Source organism: Streptomyces sannanensis (genome assembly GCF_039536205.1).
In the GTDB taxonomy this organism is placed as follows: domain Bacteria; phylum Actinomycetota; class Actinomycetes; order Streptomycetales; family Streptomycetaceae; genus Streptomyces; species Streptomyces sannanensis.
The window spans coordinates 68,304-82,529 of sequence record NZ_BAAAYL010000001.1; the positions used below are offsets into that span (position 1 = coordinate 68,304).

The 14,226-nt window shown below is 69.2% G+C and carries 18 protein-coding genes and 1 pseudogene; 13 read left to right on the forward strand and 6 right to left on the reverse strand.

Annotated elements, in window-relative coordinates; genetic code table 11:
* The first annotated feature begins 668 nt into the window (after positions 1–668).
* From ABD858_RS00395 to ABD858_RS00430, 8 genes are all read left to right on the forward strand, one after another.
* Complete coding sequence (locus tag ABD858_RS00395) at positions 669–1,799, forward strand: type III polyketide synthase (RefSeq protein WP_345033670.1); 1,131 nt, start codon at positions 669–671, stop codon at positions 1,797–1,799.
* Between the two features lie 2 nt (positions 1,800–1,801).
* On the forward strand, positions 1,802–2,218 hold the full coding sequence (locus ABD858_RS36645) for a hypothetical protein (RefSeq protein ID WP_425586125.1): 417 nt from the start codon (positions 1,802–1,804) through the stop codon (positions 2,216–2,218).
* A gap of 12 nt (positions 2,219–2,230) precedes the next feature.
* Entirely contained in the window at positions 2,231–2,761 is a 531-nt protein-coding gene (locus ABD858_RS00405; RefSeq protein ID WP_345033671.1) for a cupin domain-containing protein, read from the forward strand.
* 82 nt (positions 2,762–2,843) lie between these two features.
* Complete coding sequence (locus ABD858_RS00410; RefSeq protein ID WP_345033672.1) at positions 2,844–3,113, forward strand: DUF1876 domain-containing protein; 270 nt, start codon at positions 2,844–2,846, stop codon at positions 3,111–3,113.
* A 170-nt stretch (positions 3,114–3,283) separates the two neighbouring features.
* Positions 3,284–3,508 carry a SpoIIE family protein phosphatase gene (locus ABD858_RS00415; RefSeq protein ID WP_345033673.1) on the forward strand — a complete coding sequence of 75 codons (225 nt, stop codon included), beginning with the start codon at positions 3,284–3,286 and terminating at the stop codon, positions 3,506–3,508.
* Between the two features lie 516 nt (positions 3,509–4,024).
* A complete protein-coding gene (locus tag ABD858_RS00420) occupies positions 4,025–4,786 on the forward strand; it encodes a DUF72 domain-containing protein (RefSeq protein ID WP_345033675.1) in 762 nt (253 codons plus the stop codon).
* Positions 4,787–4,869: 83 nt separating this feature from the next.
* Positions 4,870–5,271, forward strand: coding sequence for a YidB family protein (locus ABD858_RS00425; RefSeq protein WP_345033676.1), 402 nt, complete (start codon positions 4,870–4,872; stop codon positions 5,269–5,271).
* A 373-nt stretch (positions 5,272–5,644) separates the two neighbouring features.
* A complete protein-coding gene (locus tag ABD858_RS00430; RefSeq protein WP_345033677.1) occupies positions 5,645–6,943 on the forward strand; it encodes a streptophobe family protein in 1,299 nt (432 codons plus the stop codon).
* Positions 6,944–7,154: 211 nt separating this feature from the next.
* Here ABD858_RS00430 and ABD858_RS00435 read toward each other — a convergent pair whose 3' ends face one another.
* Positions 7,155–7,421 (reverse strand): hypothetical protein, encoded by a 267-nt coding sequence (locus ABD858_RS00435; protein ID WP_345033680.1) that lies wholly within the window; start codon positions 7,419–7,421, stop codon positions 7,155–7,157.
* A gap of 73 nt (positions 7,422–7,494) precedes the next feature.
* On the opposite strand from ABD858_RS00435, the pseudogene ABD858_RS00440 reads away from it, so the two are divergent.
* Together ABD858_RS00440 and ABD858_RS00445 are read left to right on the forward strand one after the other, a co-directional pair.
* Positions 7,495–7,984: pseudogene (locus ABD858_RS00440) on the forward strand (ATP-dependent DNA ligase); the annotation flags it as partial.
* Positions 7,985–8,278: 294 nt separating this feature from the next.
* Positions 8,279–8,449, forward strand: a complete 171-nt coding sequence (locus ABD858_RS00445; RefSeq protein WP_345033682.1) for a hypothetical protein — start codon at positions 8,279–8,281, stop codon at positions 8,447–8,449.
* A gap of 97 nt (positions 8,450–8,546) precedes the next feature.
* On the opposite strand, the gene ABD858_RS00450 is transcribed toward ABD858_RS00445, so the two are convergent.
* Together ABD858_RS00450 and ABD858_RS00455 are read right to left on the reverse strand one after the other, a co-directional pair.
* A complete protein-coding gene (locus tag ABD858_RS00450; RefSeq protein WP_345033683.1) occupies positions 8,547–8,783 on the reverse strand; it encodes a DUF397 domain-containing protein in 237 nt (78 codons plus the stop codon).
* The gene (locus tag ABD858_RS00455) at positions 8,784–9,644 is read right to left on the reverse strand and encodes a helix-turn-helix domain-containing protein (protein WP_345033684.1); all 861 of its coding nucleotides are present in this window, start codon (positions 9,642–9,644) and stop codon (positions 8,784–8,786) included.
* Positions 9,645–9,895: 251 nt separating this feature from the next.
* Here ABD858_RS00455 and ABD858_RS00460 point away from each other — a divergent pair, with 251 nt between their 5' ends.
* The gene (locus ABD858_RS00460) at positions 9,896–10,321 is read left to right on the forward strand and encodes an ATP-binding protein (protein WP_425586297.1); all 426 of its coding nucleotides are present in this window, start codon (positions 9,896–9,898) and stop codon (positions 10,319–10,321) included.
* Between the two features lie 81 nt (positions 10,322–10,402).
* Here the strand turns inward: ABD858_RS00460 and ABD858_RS00465 are convergent, their stop codons facing one another.
* Positions 10,403–11,008, reverse strand: a complete 606-nt coding sequence (locus ABD858_RS00465; protein ID WP_345033686.1) for a GTP-binding protein — start codon at positions 11,006–11,008, stop codon at positions 10,403–10,405.
* Positions 11,009–11,220: 212 nt separating this feature from the next.
* Between ABD858_RS00465 and ABD858_RS00470 the strand changes: the two genes are divergently transcribed.
* Both ABD858_RS00470 and ABD858_RS00475 read left to right on the forward strand, forming a co-directional pair.
* On the forward strand, positions 11,221–12,282 hold the full coding sequence (locus ABD858_RS00470) for a right-handed parallel beta-helix repeat-containing protein (RefSeq protein WP_345033687.1): 1,062 nt from the start codon (positions 11,221–11,223) through the stop codon (positions 12,280–12,282).
* Between the two features lie 34 nt (positions 12,283–12,316).
* The gene (locus ABD858_RS00475) at positions 12,317–13,339 is read left to right on the forward strand and encodes a methyltransferase (RefSeq protein ID WP_345033688.1); all 1,023 of its coding nucleotides are present in this window, start codon (positions 12,317–12,319) and stop codon (positions 13,337–13,339) included.
* 83 nt (positions 13,340–13,422) lie between these two features.
* On the opposite strand, the gene ABD858_RS00480 is transcribed toward ABD858_RS00475, so the two are convergent.
* Both ABD858_RS00480 and ABD858_RS00485 read right to left on the reverse strand, forming a co-directional pair.
* Entirely contained in the window at positions 13,423–13,755 is a 333-nt protein-coding gene (locus ABD858_RS00480; RefSeq protein ID WP_345033689.1) for a TcmI family type II polyketide cyclase, read from the reverse strand.
* Positions 13,755–14,225, reverse strand: a complete 471-nt coding sequence (locus tag ABD858_RS00485; RefSeq protein ID WP_345033690.1) for an SRPBCC family protein — start codon at positions 14,223–14,225, stop codon at positions 13,755–13,757. Before ABD858_RS00485 ends, ABD858_RS00480 begins: the two co-directional genes overlap by 1 nt.
* Between the last annotated feature and the right edge of the window lies 1 nt (position 14,226).

Sequence of the window (14,226 nt, forward strand, 5' to 3'; positions counted from 1 at the left end):
AGCCCGATCGTCATCGGGCACGCACCTTTCTTCCCCCGTTCGGCCCGCCCGGCTCACAGCCCGGGGCGGGTGTTGATGCGTTTCCTCCCTACCATACGTGTGCCGTCAACTCCCCCTGCGTTCGGACTCATCCCTGTCCGGGAGCCACCCATTGCTACGGCCGCGTGCCGATTCCCGCTGTCCGCTGTGCTACCTGTGCCGCAGCCTGGTCAACCCGGCGAACCTTCACGGTCACGGCTCGTCGGATGGTCTACCGAAGCCGTCCGTGGCCGCGAACTTGATCCAATCCGCGCTGCCCGCGATGTCCCTGCGCACGATCGTACGGATCACGTCCCGCCCCCGGCGTAGGCCCCCACCGCGAATGACGGGCTCGCGGCCTGCGCTGTGCGCCAGGCCGCGGACATCCTCACGGGTGCGTGTGGGGCGATGCCTTCCCGGCGGCCGAAGGAGACGACGCCCGACACGCCGGATACCCCCCCGAATGGAGGATCTGGCGACCACCGCGCCCGCGCCCCCCGAGGCAGGCCGGAAGCCCTGTGCCGCCTGAACGGGGAGGGACTCACGGGGTACCGGGGGCCTCCGCCCGACGGTCATCCGGTTGCGGGGCGTACACAGGCGGCCGAGGGTGGTCCCGCAGTCACGCCGAATACGACAAGAAGGGGTACAGCATGGCGATTCTGTGCCAGCCCGCCGTCTCTGTCCCGGACCACGTGATCACCATGGAGGAGACGCTCGCCCTGGCGCGCTCAATGCACGCGGACCACCCACAACTTCCGCTTGCCCTGCGCCTCATCGGGAACACCGGAGTGCAGAAGCGTCACATTGTACAGCCGATCGAGGAAACCCTTAAACACCCCGGCTTCGAGGCGCGCAACGCCCTTTACGAGGCTGAGGCCAAGGCACGGGTTCCGTCCGTCGTCGAGCGTGCACTCGACAACGCCGAACTGCGGCCGGCGGACATTGATCTGATCATCTATGTCTCGTGCACGGGTTTCATGATGCCGTCGCTCACCGCGTGGCTGATCAACACGATGGATTTTCCCAGCGACACTCGGCAACTCCCGATAGCCCAGCTCGGCTGTGCCGCCGGTGGTGCGGCGATCAACCGCGCGCACGATTTCTGCAGCGCCTATCCGGAGGCCAACGTCCTCATCGTGGCCTGCGAGTTCTGCTCGCTGTGCTACCAACCCACCGACCTCGGGGTCGGCTCGCTGCTGTCCAACGGCCTCTTCGGGGACGCCGTGGCCGCCGCCGTGGTGTGCGGCCGGGGAGGCACCGGCATGTCGCTGGAGCGCAACGGTTCGTATCTGGTGCCCGACACCGAGGACTGGATCGCCTACAGCGTCCGGGCGACCGGATTCCACTTCCTGCTGGACAAGCGTGTGCCCACCACCATGGAGCCGCTGGCACCGGCCCTGCGTGAGATCTCGGCCCAGCACGGCTGGGATGCGGAGAAGCTCGACTTCTACATCATCCATGCGGGCGGGCCGCGCATCCTCGACGACCTGAGCCGCTTCCTGCATGTGCCGGAGGAGGCGTTCCGGTTCAGCCGTGCCACGCTGACGGAGTACGGAAACATCGCCAGTGCCGTCGTGCTCGACGCGGTGCGCAGGCTCTTCGAGGAGGGCGGACCCGGCGACGACGCCCATGGCATCCTCGCGGGATTCGGTCCAGGCATCACCGCCGAGATGTGCCTGGGAAGCTGGACGTCCTCCCGGCCCAAAGGAGCAAGTCTCCAATCGATGCTGGCCCCGGTCCGCCTTCCCCACCTCTCCGCCACGACCGAGCCCTGGAGCTGAGCATGACCACCGAGACGAGCGCGGGGCTGTGCGCACGCACACCCCCGCCCATCAGGTTGTGGCCCGTCGATGACCTTCCGCGACTGGACTTCGACCCGCTCCTCGCCCAGGTACTGCGCGAGGAACCCGTCGCTCCGATCCAACTGCCCAACGGCGAGGGCCATGCCTGGCTCGTCACCCGGTACGAGGACGTCAAGACGGTCACCAATGACGAGCGCTTCGGCAATCCGCACCTTTCCCTCGGTCATGAACCGCACTACTGCGTGGGCCCGATGCCGGCCCGCCTCGAGTGCACTGTCACCGTCTCCACCCTGCTGGAGCGGCTCCCGGGTCTGAGGCCGGCGGTCCCCGTCGAGGAGGTCCGCCGGCGCCGCGGAGCACTCATCCGCGGCCCCGAGACACTGCCCGTCACCTGGTGACAGGAGCGTCCGATGACTCTGTTCACCCCTGCCCAGGGGCTGATCGTCCCGCCCGGCCAGGGAAGCACCATCCACACCGCCGCGCAGCAGGTGACCTTCAAGGTCACCGGAGAGCACTCACGTGTGTCCTCCAGTTTCGAAGTCGTCGTCCCGCCGGGCTTCGACGTGGGCGCGCACCGGCACACCCGCAGCGAGGAACTCTTCTACATCCTCGACGGCGAACTCGAGGTGCTGGCCTTCGAACCCCGGGTGCGTACAGCCGACTGGAGCGAGTGGACCTCGGCCTCCGGACTGCGGTCGGTACGGGCCACCCGGGGCACGGTCATCGTGGTCCCGCCCGGCTGCCCGCACGCGTTCGCCAATCGCTCCGATGAGCCGGCCACGATGTTCTTCCAGGCATCCCCGCCCTCCGACCACGAGCGGTACTTCGAGGAGCTCCTCTCCATCCTCGGCTCCGACGGACCGCCCGACGACGTGGCCATCGCAGAGCTGCGTGCCCGCTACGACATCGAACAGCTCACTCCGCTGCGTCACGACGCATGATCGCTCCAACCCGGTCCTGCTCCGGCTGGTCGGTACCGCCGACCGGGTGCAGGCTGGAGGGGTAGCGCAGGAGGTGGCCGCCATGCAGACAATCGTTGGATGGCACATCGAAGTCGAGTTCGAAGAGGTCGAGAAGACCACCCGGGCGTCCTGCCTGGTCCGGCTGCAGGACGGTACCGAGCTGAGGGCGCACGGTCATGCGAATCGCCACCCAGACGACCCGGAACAAATGCGGGTCGGCGAGGAGATCGCCGCGGCACGGGCCTTGAACGAGTTGTCCCGGACCCTGCTGAAGAAGGCCGGCGTCGAGATCGAGGAGGTCACACACATCCCGGCGCACATCAGGATGTGACCCTTACTCGGCCGACCGCACTCGGACGTGCACGGCCGGCCGCGCCGCCCTTGGTCATGCGGTGAGCCGGTGACGGCAGACGCTTGCGCGTGAGGGTCGGCGCCGCCCGGGCGTAACAAGGGGTGCACCGTGCCCCATGACCCGGCGCCACCCCCGGATTCGTCACCGAGGTGGCGCTTGATCCCGGCGCCGTACTGGCGCTCTCCACGGATGGCCTCATCGAGTCGCCCGGGACCGGCCTGGACGCGGCCGTGTGCGAGCTGGCGGACCGTCTCGCCGAGCTGGGCGACCGGCCGCTGGAGTCCGTGGCGGACAGCCTTGTCCAGCACGGCGAGCAGACCCATCGGCGCGACGACGACATGGCCCTTATGCTGCTGCGCCCGGCCACCGGGTGAGGCACAATCGCGGCGTCGGCGAAGCTGAATTCCCAGGGGGCGCAGTGGGCTTGGGCACGGTGGCGATCACCGGAGCGGCGGCGCGCATCGGAACCGTCGTACGCCGGGCACTACGAGGGGAGGCCGAGCGGCTCGTTCTGCTGAACCGCGAGCCGCTGGGGCCGGTCGCGGCGAACGAGGTGGCACACACCGCCGATCTGCGTGACGCGGGGCCGATGCCATCGTCCACCTGGGCGGGCTCCCGGACGAGGCGCCGCTGCCGGAGCTCCTCGAAGCGTGGGCCCTTCTGCGGTGTCGCACCGTTCCCGCGCCGCGGCGCGGTGCCCTCGTCAAGCGGCTCGGCGAACTCCTCACCGTCCACCGGGAGGACACGACGATCGCAGCGACCGGCGGCGGCCGGGAGTCCGGCTCCGACGCCTGGCGGGCCTGTGTACGCCGCGCGACCAACACCGTCAATCACTCGGACGACCTGCCGCTCGCCCAGGGCGTCCACTTCCTCGGAGGGGCAGGCGGATCGTGCCCATTTTCGTCGGAACCTCGGGCTGGCAGTACAAGGACTGGCGCGGCGAGCTCTACCCCGCGGACTGCCCGCAGCGGCTGTGGCTGGAGGAGTACACGACGCATTTCGCCACCGTCGAGAACAACAACGCCTTCTACCGGCTGCCCACGCCGGAGACCTTCGCCGCCTGGCGTGACCGCACCCCCGAGGGGTTCCTCATGGCGGTCAAGGCCAGCCGCTATCTGACCCACATCAAGCGGCTGCGCGATCCCGAGGAGCCGGTGGAGCGGCTGATGCGGCATGCCGCCGGTCTGGGCGACCGGCTGGGGCCCGTACTGCTCCAGCTGCCGCCCACGCTGCGGGCCGATCCCGGGGCCCTGGACGCGGTGCTCGACTGCTTCCCGTACGGGACCAGGGTGGCCGTCGAGCCGCGGCACGACTCGTGGTGGACGGACGAGGTCCGGGCCGTTCTCGAGAGGCGCGGTGCGGCACTGTGCTGGGCGGACCACGACTCCCGGCCGGTCACTCCGCTGTGGCGGACGGCCGACTGGGGCTATGTACGGTTCCACTGCGGCCGGGCCCAGCCCTGGCCGCGCTACGGGCGGCAGGCGCTCGGCAGCTGGGCCGGGCGCGTCGCCGAGACGTGGTCCGACCGGGCCGATGTGTACGCGTACTTCAACAACGACCCCGGCGGGGCCGCCGTCCATGACGCAGCCGTCTTCGCACGGGAGGCGGCCGCGAAGGGGCGTACCGTCAGCCGCACGCCTGCGTACGGGTGAACACATGAAGGCCGTCCGGCCCGGCCCGCGCCCGGAGGGTAGGTCCTGGGTGTTATTCGGCCCACTTCGGAAAGGCGACAGACATGGCGGACGACGACCTGGGGACACTGCTCGGCTCTCTGCTCGGCGGCAAACAGGCCGGAGAGGGCACTCTGTTGAGCCACCTGCTCAGCGCCCTCGGGGACAGCGGGCAGGGCGGAGGGAATCCGCTCCAGGCGCTGATCGAGGAGCTGCAGGACGGCGGTCTGGGTGGGAAGGCCCAGTCCTGGGTGAGCACCGGCCAGAACCAGCCCCTCAGCGGCCCGGAGGTCGCTCAGGCCTTGCCGTACCAGCTGCTCGACAGTGTCGCGGAGCGGTCCGGGCTCTCCCCGGAGCAGGCCGCGGACCAGCTCGCCGTGGCCCTTCCGCCTGTGGTCGACAGGCTCACTCCGCAGGGAGAAGTGCCGCAGGGCTCGCTGGAGGATCTGATCAGGCGGCAGCTCTGACCGCCGCTGCCCGGCAGAGCCCTGGCAGCCGACGCGGCGAGGCCGCCGGCGGACTGCTGCGTCGGCGGTGACCTCGGCTGCCGCGAAGCCGGCGAACTCGGACCTGGACGGGCCGGGCAACTCGGGCACAGGTGACCCCGGGGTGGACGACTCGGAAGCCGACGCCTCCGCGGTGGGGACGACTCGGGGGCCGGCGGCACAGTGGCGGGCGATTCCGGAGCAGGCGACTCGGGGCTCGGCGGGCACGTCCCCGATGAATGTCGTCCAGCCTTGATGCCTCGAGCGCTCGTGCTCCGGCACCGCACGGCCCGCAAGCCGACGCGGTTGGCCCTCCCGGCGGGCGGGGCGTCGGGACGCTGCTTACGGTGGCAGTGTGAGCCAGCACGTATCCGCCGCCCCCGGCTGCGTGACGCGGGCCCTGCACGACTGGCGTGACGCTGTTGTGACAGTGCTCGCCGGGATGGCCGCCATGATCGTCATGGCCACGCTCGGCCTGTGGGCCGCGGGGGCGGCAGAGCTTCCCGATGCGTCGTTCCCCCGCGTCGTCACGGCCGTGGTCGTGATGGCCGTCGGCGGTTCCGTGGAGCTGTCCGGCGGTGCCGGGTTCTTCGCACAGACCAACGCGGCCATCGATGCGCTGCCGCTGTCGGTGAGCGTCGCCGGTGCGCTGGTGACCGCCGCCGGCTTCCTGCGGCCGCTGCGGCACCGGGCCGTCGCCGGAACCCCCGAACTGCTCGGCCGGGTCGCCCGTATCGCACTGCTGTGGCTCGTGGCACTGATCGTCGTGGTGGCCGTGGCCCATCACGAATTCGAGCTCCCGCTGGGCAACGAGACCGCAAGAACCCTCGCCGAGCCCCTGGGGATCACCCCCACAGCCGGATTCCGCGCCGACATGGCACTCACCCTGGTGTTCGGCCTGCTGTGGCTGCTGGGCGTGCTCGCCCTCGCGCTCCTCGTCTCACGAAAGGCCCCGCTCCCGGTCCGGCTGGTGCGCCTCCAGGAGCCCGTACGCCCGGTTGCCTTCGCCGTGGTGGCCCTGCTGCTCGCATACGTCGCGCTGGGCACGGTCGTCGGAGTCGTCGTCGCGGCGACCCACGGCCATCCCGCCGACACCTTCGCAGTGATCTTCCTGGCGCTGCCCAACATCGCCTGGCTCGCTCTGGGACTGGGGCTGGGCGCCTCGTGGGAGGGAAAGGTGAACTCCCCCATCGGTCTGCCGATGCCGCGGATCCTGGACCAGGTCCTGCGCGGGTCCGAGACCACCACCCTGAACCTCAGTTCGATGGCCGAGCACGATGCGCGAGTCTGGTGGTTGCCGGTCGTCGCCGCCGTCCTGCTGCTGGCCGCAGCCTTCGTCATGGTGGTGCGCTCACCGGCCCGGATGCGCCCCTGGCAGCACGCGCTGCATCTCGCGGCGGCACTGGCCCTCACCATGCTGATGATCTGTCTGGTCACCCGTATCTCCGCGCACTACGGCCTGTCACTGATCGGCATCGGCGACATCGCCGCCTTCGGCGGGGAGGTATCGCTGCAGCCTCATCTGTGGACGGCGATCGGACTGGGTGCGCTGTGGGGGCTGGTCGCGGGCTTCCTTGCCGGGCTGGTGGCCTCGCGGGTGCACCGCAAGGGCGAGGTGGAACGCGGCCAGGACCCCCCTGTCGGAACAGGATGACGCCGGGCACCGGCGTCGGGAACAAGCTCTACGGAAAGGGGGAAACACCGGGAGTGCCCACCGGGCCGGGGGGCTCGCCATCCTGTGGCAGGCCGACCGCCACTTGCGTCGGGGCGTGTCCGGGGCGCTCGCTGCAGCGCCTCGCAGCGCCGCCACGAATGAATTTCATCTTTCCGCCCGGCTTGCCGCCGTGCAAAGCCGACGCCACCGCTCAGACCCGGCGTTCGGAAACGATGGCGACCAAGCCGTAGTCGAGCTCCGAACCGTCGAGGAGAACGGCCTCGACCGTGCGGGTGACCGGATCGATATCGGCCTCGAAGCCATCACCCACGAAGCGTGGATACCCGGAGTTGCCGGTCTGTCCTGTGGCAGTGACGATGCCGGAGCGGATCGCGGCCTCCGGGGACGGTAGCTCGCCGCGGTCCTTCACATGCCGAGGCACGAGCAGAATCTCGAAACGCTGCGCCGAAGTGCTCATGCCTCGACGCTAAGACACCTCGCGCCCACCGCGCCCGCTGGGCGACGAGGCGGATCGGGGGCACCATGGCGACATGCTGCTGGCCGAGATCGCACGCGTGTCGCGGCAGGTCGCCGCCGCGTCGGCGCGCTCGCGCAAGATCTCCCTGCCGGCCGGGCTGTTCGAGTCCGCGCCGGGTGAGGACATCGCCCTGGTCAATCTCCTATCTGGCCGGCCGGCTGCCGCAGGGGCGGCTGGGCGTCGGCTGGAGTGTGCTGGGCGAGCCCGTTGCGCCGGCCGGCAGGCCGGCACTGACGGTCACCGACGTGGACGCCGCGCTGAGCGCTCTCGCGGGGGTCGGCGGCGCCGGGGCGCAGGCCGAGCGCAGAAGACGGGTGCGGGCGCTGTCGGGCGCCGCGACGGCCGGGGAGCAGGAGTTCCTGCTGCGGCTGCTGTCCGGGGAGGTGCGCCAGGGCGCGCTGGACGCCATCGCGCTCGAGGGCGTCGCCGCGGCCTCGGGTGTCCCGGCCGACGAGCTACGCCGTGCGGTCATGCTGGACGGCTCGCTGCCCCGGGTGGTGCGGGTACGCCCGGAGCTCGTCGTCGAGATCGCTTATAACGGCCTCCAGCGCTCCCCGCGCTATCCGGCCCGGTGTGACACTGCGCTTCGCCCGCGTGGTGCGGCACCGCCCGGACAAGGACGCGCGGGAGGCTGACACCATGGATACGGTGCTCGCGTCCCGTGCGGGCTGAGCACTGCACCGACGCCGGCCGGCACGGAGCAAGGAACAGGGCTGCGGCTGTGGATCGGTCACGGGCACATGCCGGCCCAGGGGGTGACCCCGCACTTTCGCCCGCGGGGGTGACACGGGCCGTCCGTGACTTTGCAGACGAGGGACTCGACAAGGCTGATCGCCACGCTCGCCCGGTATCTGCCGAGAGGCGACCTGTACCGACTGGTGGAGCCGGTCGATCTCGTGCAGGCGGACGACCCCGACACCACGATCGCCACGATCGAAAAGTTCCCGGTCAAGGTCGGCGGCCTCTGAGGGGCGGATCATCGCCCGCCCGGCCAGGCAACGCGGACGCCCCCCAGCGCGCTGCTGGGGGGGCGTCCGCGTCGTCTCCGCGTGGGGCGAGAACGGCTCAGGACAGCAGGAAGTCCGCCTGGCCTGCCTTCGCCCCCTGGATGAACGCGGTGATCTCGCCGGTGGTGTAGATCAGGACGGGGCCGTCGGGATCGCTCGACTGCCGTACGGCCACCCGGCCGTCGGCCAGCTTCATCGCCTCCAGGCAGTTGCCGCCGTTGCCGCCGCTCCATGGCTTGTGCCAGCCCTCGGCAGGCAGTTCGGCGGCCGGCATGCCGTTGTATACACGGTCCATTCACAGCTCCTTGCGGAAATCCCGGAGGATTTCCTTCGTGCGTTGTGCAGTCGCCGCTTGGGCGGCCGTGCGGTCCATGACCTCGAGGTGGGTGGCCACTTCGGTGTGCGCGTCGAGGTAGACGGCGCCGGTCACGTACTCGCTGTAGACCATGTCGGGGAGTTCCGGCATGGCGAACCGGAAGAGAACGAACGGTCCGTACGTACCGGGGTGGTGGCCGCTCGCGAACTCCGCGATCTGCAGGGTGACGTTGGACAGTTCGGCGGCGGCCAGCAGCCGGTCGATCTGCGCACGCATGACCGCTGCGCCGCCCACCGGGCGGCGCAGCACGGTCTCGTCCATCACGGCCCAGAAGCGCGGGGCGTCGGGCCGGGTGAGCAGGTCCTGGCGCTGCATGCGCAGGGCCACGTGCCGTTCGATGTCAGCGGTCCGGGTCCGTCCCAGCGCTCCGGCCCGCATGACGCCGAGGGCGTAGTCCTCGGTCTGCAGCAGTCCCGGCACGAAGTGCGGTTCGTACGTCCTGATGAGCGAGGCCGCGCCCTCCAGGCTGACGTACATGCTGAACCAGTCCGGCAGGATGTCGTGGAAACGCTGCCACCAGCCGGGCTTGTTGGCCTCGTCCACGAGGGTGATGAAGGCCTCGATCTCCTCGCCGGTGGACCCGTACGCCTGCAACAGCAGCTGCACATAGGGGACTTTGAGCGCGACCTCGGCGGTCTCCATGCGGCGGACCGTGGCCGGGGCGACATGGAGCACCCTGGCGGCCTCGTCGCGCTTCAGCCCCGCCTTCTCGCGCAGGTCCTGCAGCCGTCGGCCGAGTACGACCTGGCCCACGGTCGGCGCTGACCTCGGTTCACTCACGTCTGCCTCCCGGGACTGTGTACTGCGGGCAGTGTGCCATGCGGAAACAGACTGACACACTGCACTCTGCACTTTTCATAGTGGCTCTTGCTAAGTGAATCGAATGGGGCCATAGTTGTCGCTCGTGAACCAGTTCACACGACTGCGGTGCCCGCTGCGGCCCGCGGCCCACCTGTGCGCGGACGCCTGCGGCACGTCCTACGGCGCATGTCCCCCATCGTTAGGAATGCGTCGTGGTCCTCAGTAACGCGATGACGTCCCACCAGGCCGGCCTGCGGCCTCCACCCGGCACGGACCGGTACCGATTCGAACTTCCGGCGCGCCCCGACGCCGTCTCCCGGGCCAGACGTCTGACGTGCGGCCGGCTCGACAGCTGGGCCGTGGGCGACGAGACCCGCGGCACCGCGGCGCTGGTGGTCTCGGAACTGTTCACCAATGCGGTCATGCACACGGCCAGCGCGCGGATCGTCTGCGAACTGCGGCACAGCGATACCGGCATCCGTATAGCGGTACAGGACGAGGGTTTTGAACCCGGCGGCCCCAAGGTGTGCGAGACGCCGGAGGACGAGAACGGCCGCGGGCTGCTGCTGGTCGCCGCCGTCAGCACGTCCTGGGGCTCCCAGATGGCCGCCGGCGGTGCGGGCCGCGTCGTCTGGGCACAACTGCCGCACGCCTGAGACCGGGGGTGCGGCCCGCCGCGCTGCGGCCGGCGGACATCGCGCCCCCGGAGAGCGCAGCCATGCCCGGGCGAGCTCCGGTCACCCGACCGAGTCCAGAAGCCGGGCCGCATGGAGCCGTCCGGCGTACTCGACGAGCCGGATGAGCACCTCCTTGCCCGAGTCACGGTCACGGGCGTCGCACAACACCACCGGTGTGCCATGGTCCAGGTCCAGGGCTCGGGAGACCTCATGGGCTCCGTAAGTCCTGGCCCTCGGGAAACAGTTGACCGCGACGACGAACGGGATGCGGCGGTGCTCGAAGTAGTCCACCGCCGGGAAACAGTCTTCGAGGCGCCGGGTGTCGGCCAGGACTACCGCGCCGAGGGCGCCCTGGGACAACTCGTCCCACAGGAACCAGAAGCGGTCCTGGCCCGGGGTGCCGAACAGATAGAGAGCCAGGCCGGAGCGAATGGTGATACGGCCGAAGTCCATGGCCACGGTGGTGGTGGTCTTCCGGTCGACGCCGACGGTGTCGTCCACCGTCCGGCCCGCCTCGCTGAGCCGCTCCTCGGTGCGCAGGGGGCGTATCTCGCTGACCGATCCGACCAGGGTGGTCTTGCCCACGCCGAACCCGCCCGCGACAAGGATCTTCAGAGCGAGGGCGATACCGGGTTCTTCGGCCAACTCGGAGTGCTCGGTTGCCATCGATCACTTCTCTCAGGAGCATGAGTACGAAGCCTGCATCATGGCAAAACGGGCCCCACACCGAGGGCTGAGAGCGCACTTTGAGCATTGTGATCGCACCAGGCCCATTTGACGGCCATTCGGGTACACAATTCGATACCGGAATGGCGTAATAAACAGGCGTCGGGTCAGCAGATGTGGCGAGCGGAGTTGATCGCCCATAACTTCGGCTCATGACGACACAACAGATCAAGTACCTCGGATGCATCGCAGCCGTCGTGGCATCGGGGCTGGCTTGCGCCCCGCCGGCCGCCGCCGGGACGCGTCACGTAGTGCATCCGGGGCAATCGATCCAGAAAGCGGTGGAAGCCGCTCAGCCGGGAGACACCATTGTCGTCTCGCCCGGGACCTACCGTGAGAGCGTGCTGATCACCAAGTCGAACCTTACCCTGCGCGGCGCGGGCGAGCAGACCGTGATCAGGCCGGCGGCCGTGCCCGCCGTGAATGCCTGCGCACAGAAGGGCAACGGAATCTGTGTCACGGGAACGGACGCGCACCCCGTCGAGCGTGTGACCGTCCGGGGGCTGAAACTGACCGGCTTCACGAAGAACGGCGTCTGGGCAACGCGGACCGACGAGCTGACCGTCAGGGAGGTGACCGCCGAGAAGAACGGTCAGTGGGGCATCGCCGAGGAGAGGTCCACCCGCAGCGTTTTCCGGGGCAACATCGCCCGGGACAACGCCGAGTCGGGCCTCTTCGTCTCCAACACGGTCGACACGGAAGCCGGCGCCACGGACACCCTGGGGACGGAGATCAGGGACAACCAGCTCCTGGGCAACCGCATCGGCGCCACGATCAGGCGCGTCAGAAACCTCACCGTGAAGGACAACATCTTCAGCGCCAACTGCGCGGGGGTGTTCGTCGTGGGAGACGAATCCCTGCCGCGGGCCGGATCGATGATTATCCGCGGCAACACCGTCAGCAAGAACAACAAGTACTGCGCGGCCACCCCACGGCTCCCGGACATGCAGGGGGCCGGAATCGTCCTCACCGGCACGACGGACACGCTCGTGGAGTCGAATGTGATCCAGAGCAACGTGGGATCCACCCCCTTCTCCGGCGGGGTCGTGCTGTTCAAGAGCTTCGTGGGCGCCGTCAACGAGCGCAATGTCATTCGCGACAACGTGCTGACGGGAAACACGACAGCAGACCTGGCCGTCAGGGAAACCGGAACGCACAACAACAAGTTCAACGGCAATGTGTGCACGCGTTCCGAGCCGGCCGGACTGTGCTGACCGGCATCTGCACTCAAGAGAATCGAGGCCGTAAATGACTACCGTAAGTCCCGCCCCCTCCATGCAGCTGAGGGAGCTCGTGTTCGGGGCGGCGTGCGCCGCGGCCGTACGGGCGGCGGCCCGGCTGGGCGTCGCCGACGCACTGGGGGACGCGCCCGCGACACCGGAGGACCTGGCGGCCGCGGTGAAGACGGAACCGCGTGCCCTGCGGCGGCTGCTGCGTGCCCTGTCCTGCTATGGGATCTTCGCCGAGACCGAGGACGGGAAGTTCGTCCACACCAGCATGTCCCGGCTGCTCCGCGACGACGATCCGCACAGCCTGCGGTACATCTCCCTGTGGTGCACGGAGCCCTGGACCTGGGATGCCTGGCCGCGGCTCGACGAGGCGGTGCGTTCCGGCAGAAGCGTCTTCCAGGAGATCTACGGCAAGGGGTTCTTCGACTACCTGCACGAGGACGCACACGATTCGGCCCATGTGTTCAACCGGGCCATGACCACCTCCAGCAAGCAGTCGGCGGAGGAACTCGCGGAGCTCCTCGACCTCACCGGGGTGTCGTCGGTCGCGGACATCGGAGGCGGCCAGGGGCATGTGCTGGCGAGCCTGTTGGAGAAGCACCCGGCCCTACGCGGGACCCTGCTCGATCTGCCACGCGTGGTGGAGAAGGCGGACCCCTCTCTGCGGCCCGGCGGCGCGCTCGCGGACCGGGTGCGTATCGTCCCCGGGGACTGCCGCGAGGACATCCCGGTCGAGGCCGATCTGTACATCATCAAGAACATCCTGGAATGGGACGACGACAGCACCCGGAGGACCCTGCGCAATGTCCTCGCCGTGGCCCGCCCCGGAGCCAGGGTCGTGGTCATCGAGAACCTCGTCGACGACACTCCCTCGATGAAGTTCACCACCGCGATGGACCTGATGCTCCTGCTCAACGTGGGCGGAGCGAAGCACACCAAGCAGAGCCTGGTGGAGCGGATCACCGAAGCCGGTCTGCGCGTCGGCGAGATCCGCCCTGTCAACGCGTACCTCCACGCGTTCGAATGCTCCGTCCCCGGCTGAGCGACCGGGTACTCACACACCGATCGCCGGCTCCGCGTCCTGTCTGCGGAGCCGGCGATCGGCGTGTTCACGGTCTGCGCCTGTCAGGCCGTGACCTCTCGCTCCCAGCGGTAGAACTCGTGGGCCATGGCGTCCTTCGGGCTCCGCCAGGTCAGCGGATCGTACGCGCTCACGTGGGCGGAAAGCCGTTCGCTGACGTCCCGGAACGCCGGATGGTCCACCACCTTCGCGATCGCCGGCCCGGGCGGCCGGTCGGCCTCGACCAGGTGCAGGTACACATCACCGAACTGGAAGAGACTGCGGCGGGTGACCCCGACGAGGTGCGGCAGTTCGCCGCTGTCGGAGGCCGCGAAGATCTCGGCGATGTGCGGGGCCGATTCCGGGGCCATCCGGGCGACGATCAGGGCCTGATGCATCAGGAGACCTCCGTCCGGTGGCCGCGGGCACGCTGCTCGATCTTGTCCCGGATGAGCGCCATCTGGATGCGCGAGTTGCGGTTGATGTTCTCGGTCATCCAGGCGTCGTCGACCGGGGCGTCGGGCTTCATCGCGAAGTCCTGCGTCCAGTACATTCGAGTGCCGTCCGGAGTCTCCTCGTACTCCCAGCGGATGTTCATGTGCTCGAAGGGACCGGTCTCGACCCGGCGGGCGCGGACCGTGAGCCGGTCGCGGTCGGCCTCCCGCTCGGAGACCCAGCTCCAGATCTTGCCGTTCTCGTCGGGGTGCATGGTCAGGCGGAAGGTGGTCTTGCCGTTCGCCCGGTCCAGGACCTCGACCGACGCGTACTCGCTGAACAACTGCGGCCAGTTCTCGATGTCGTTCGTCACGTCCCAGACGAGGTCCAGGGGCGCGGCGATGGTGATGTCGTTCTCGGTGTGCCCAGACACA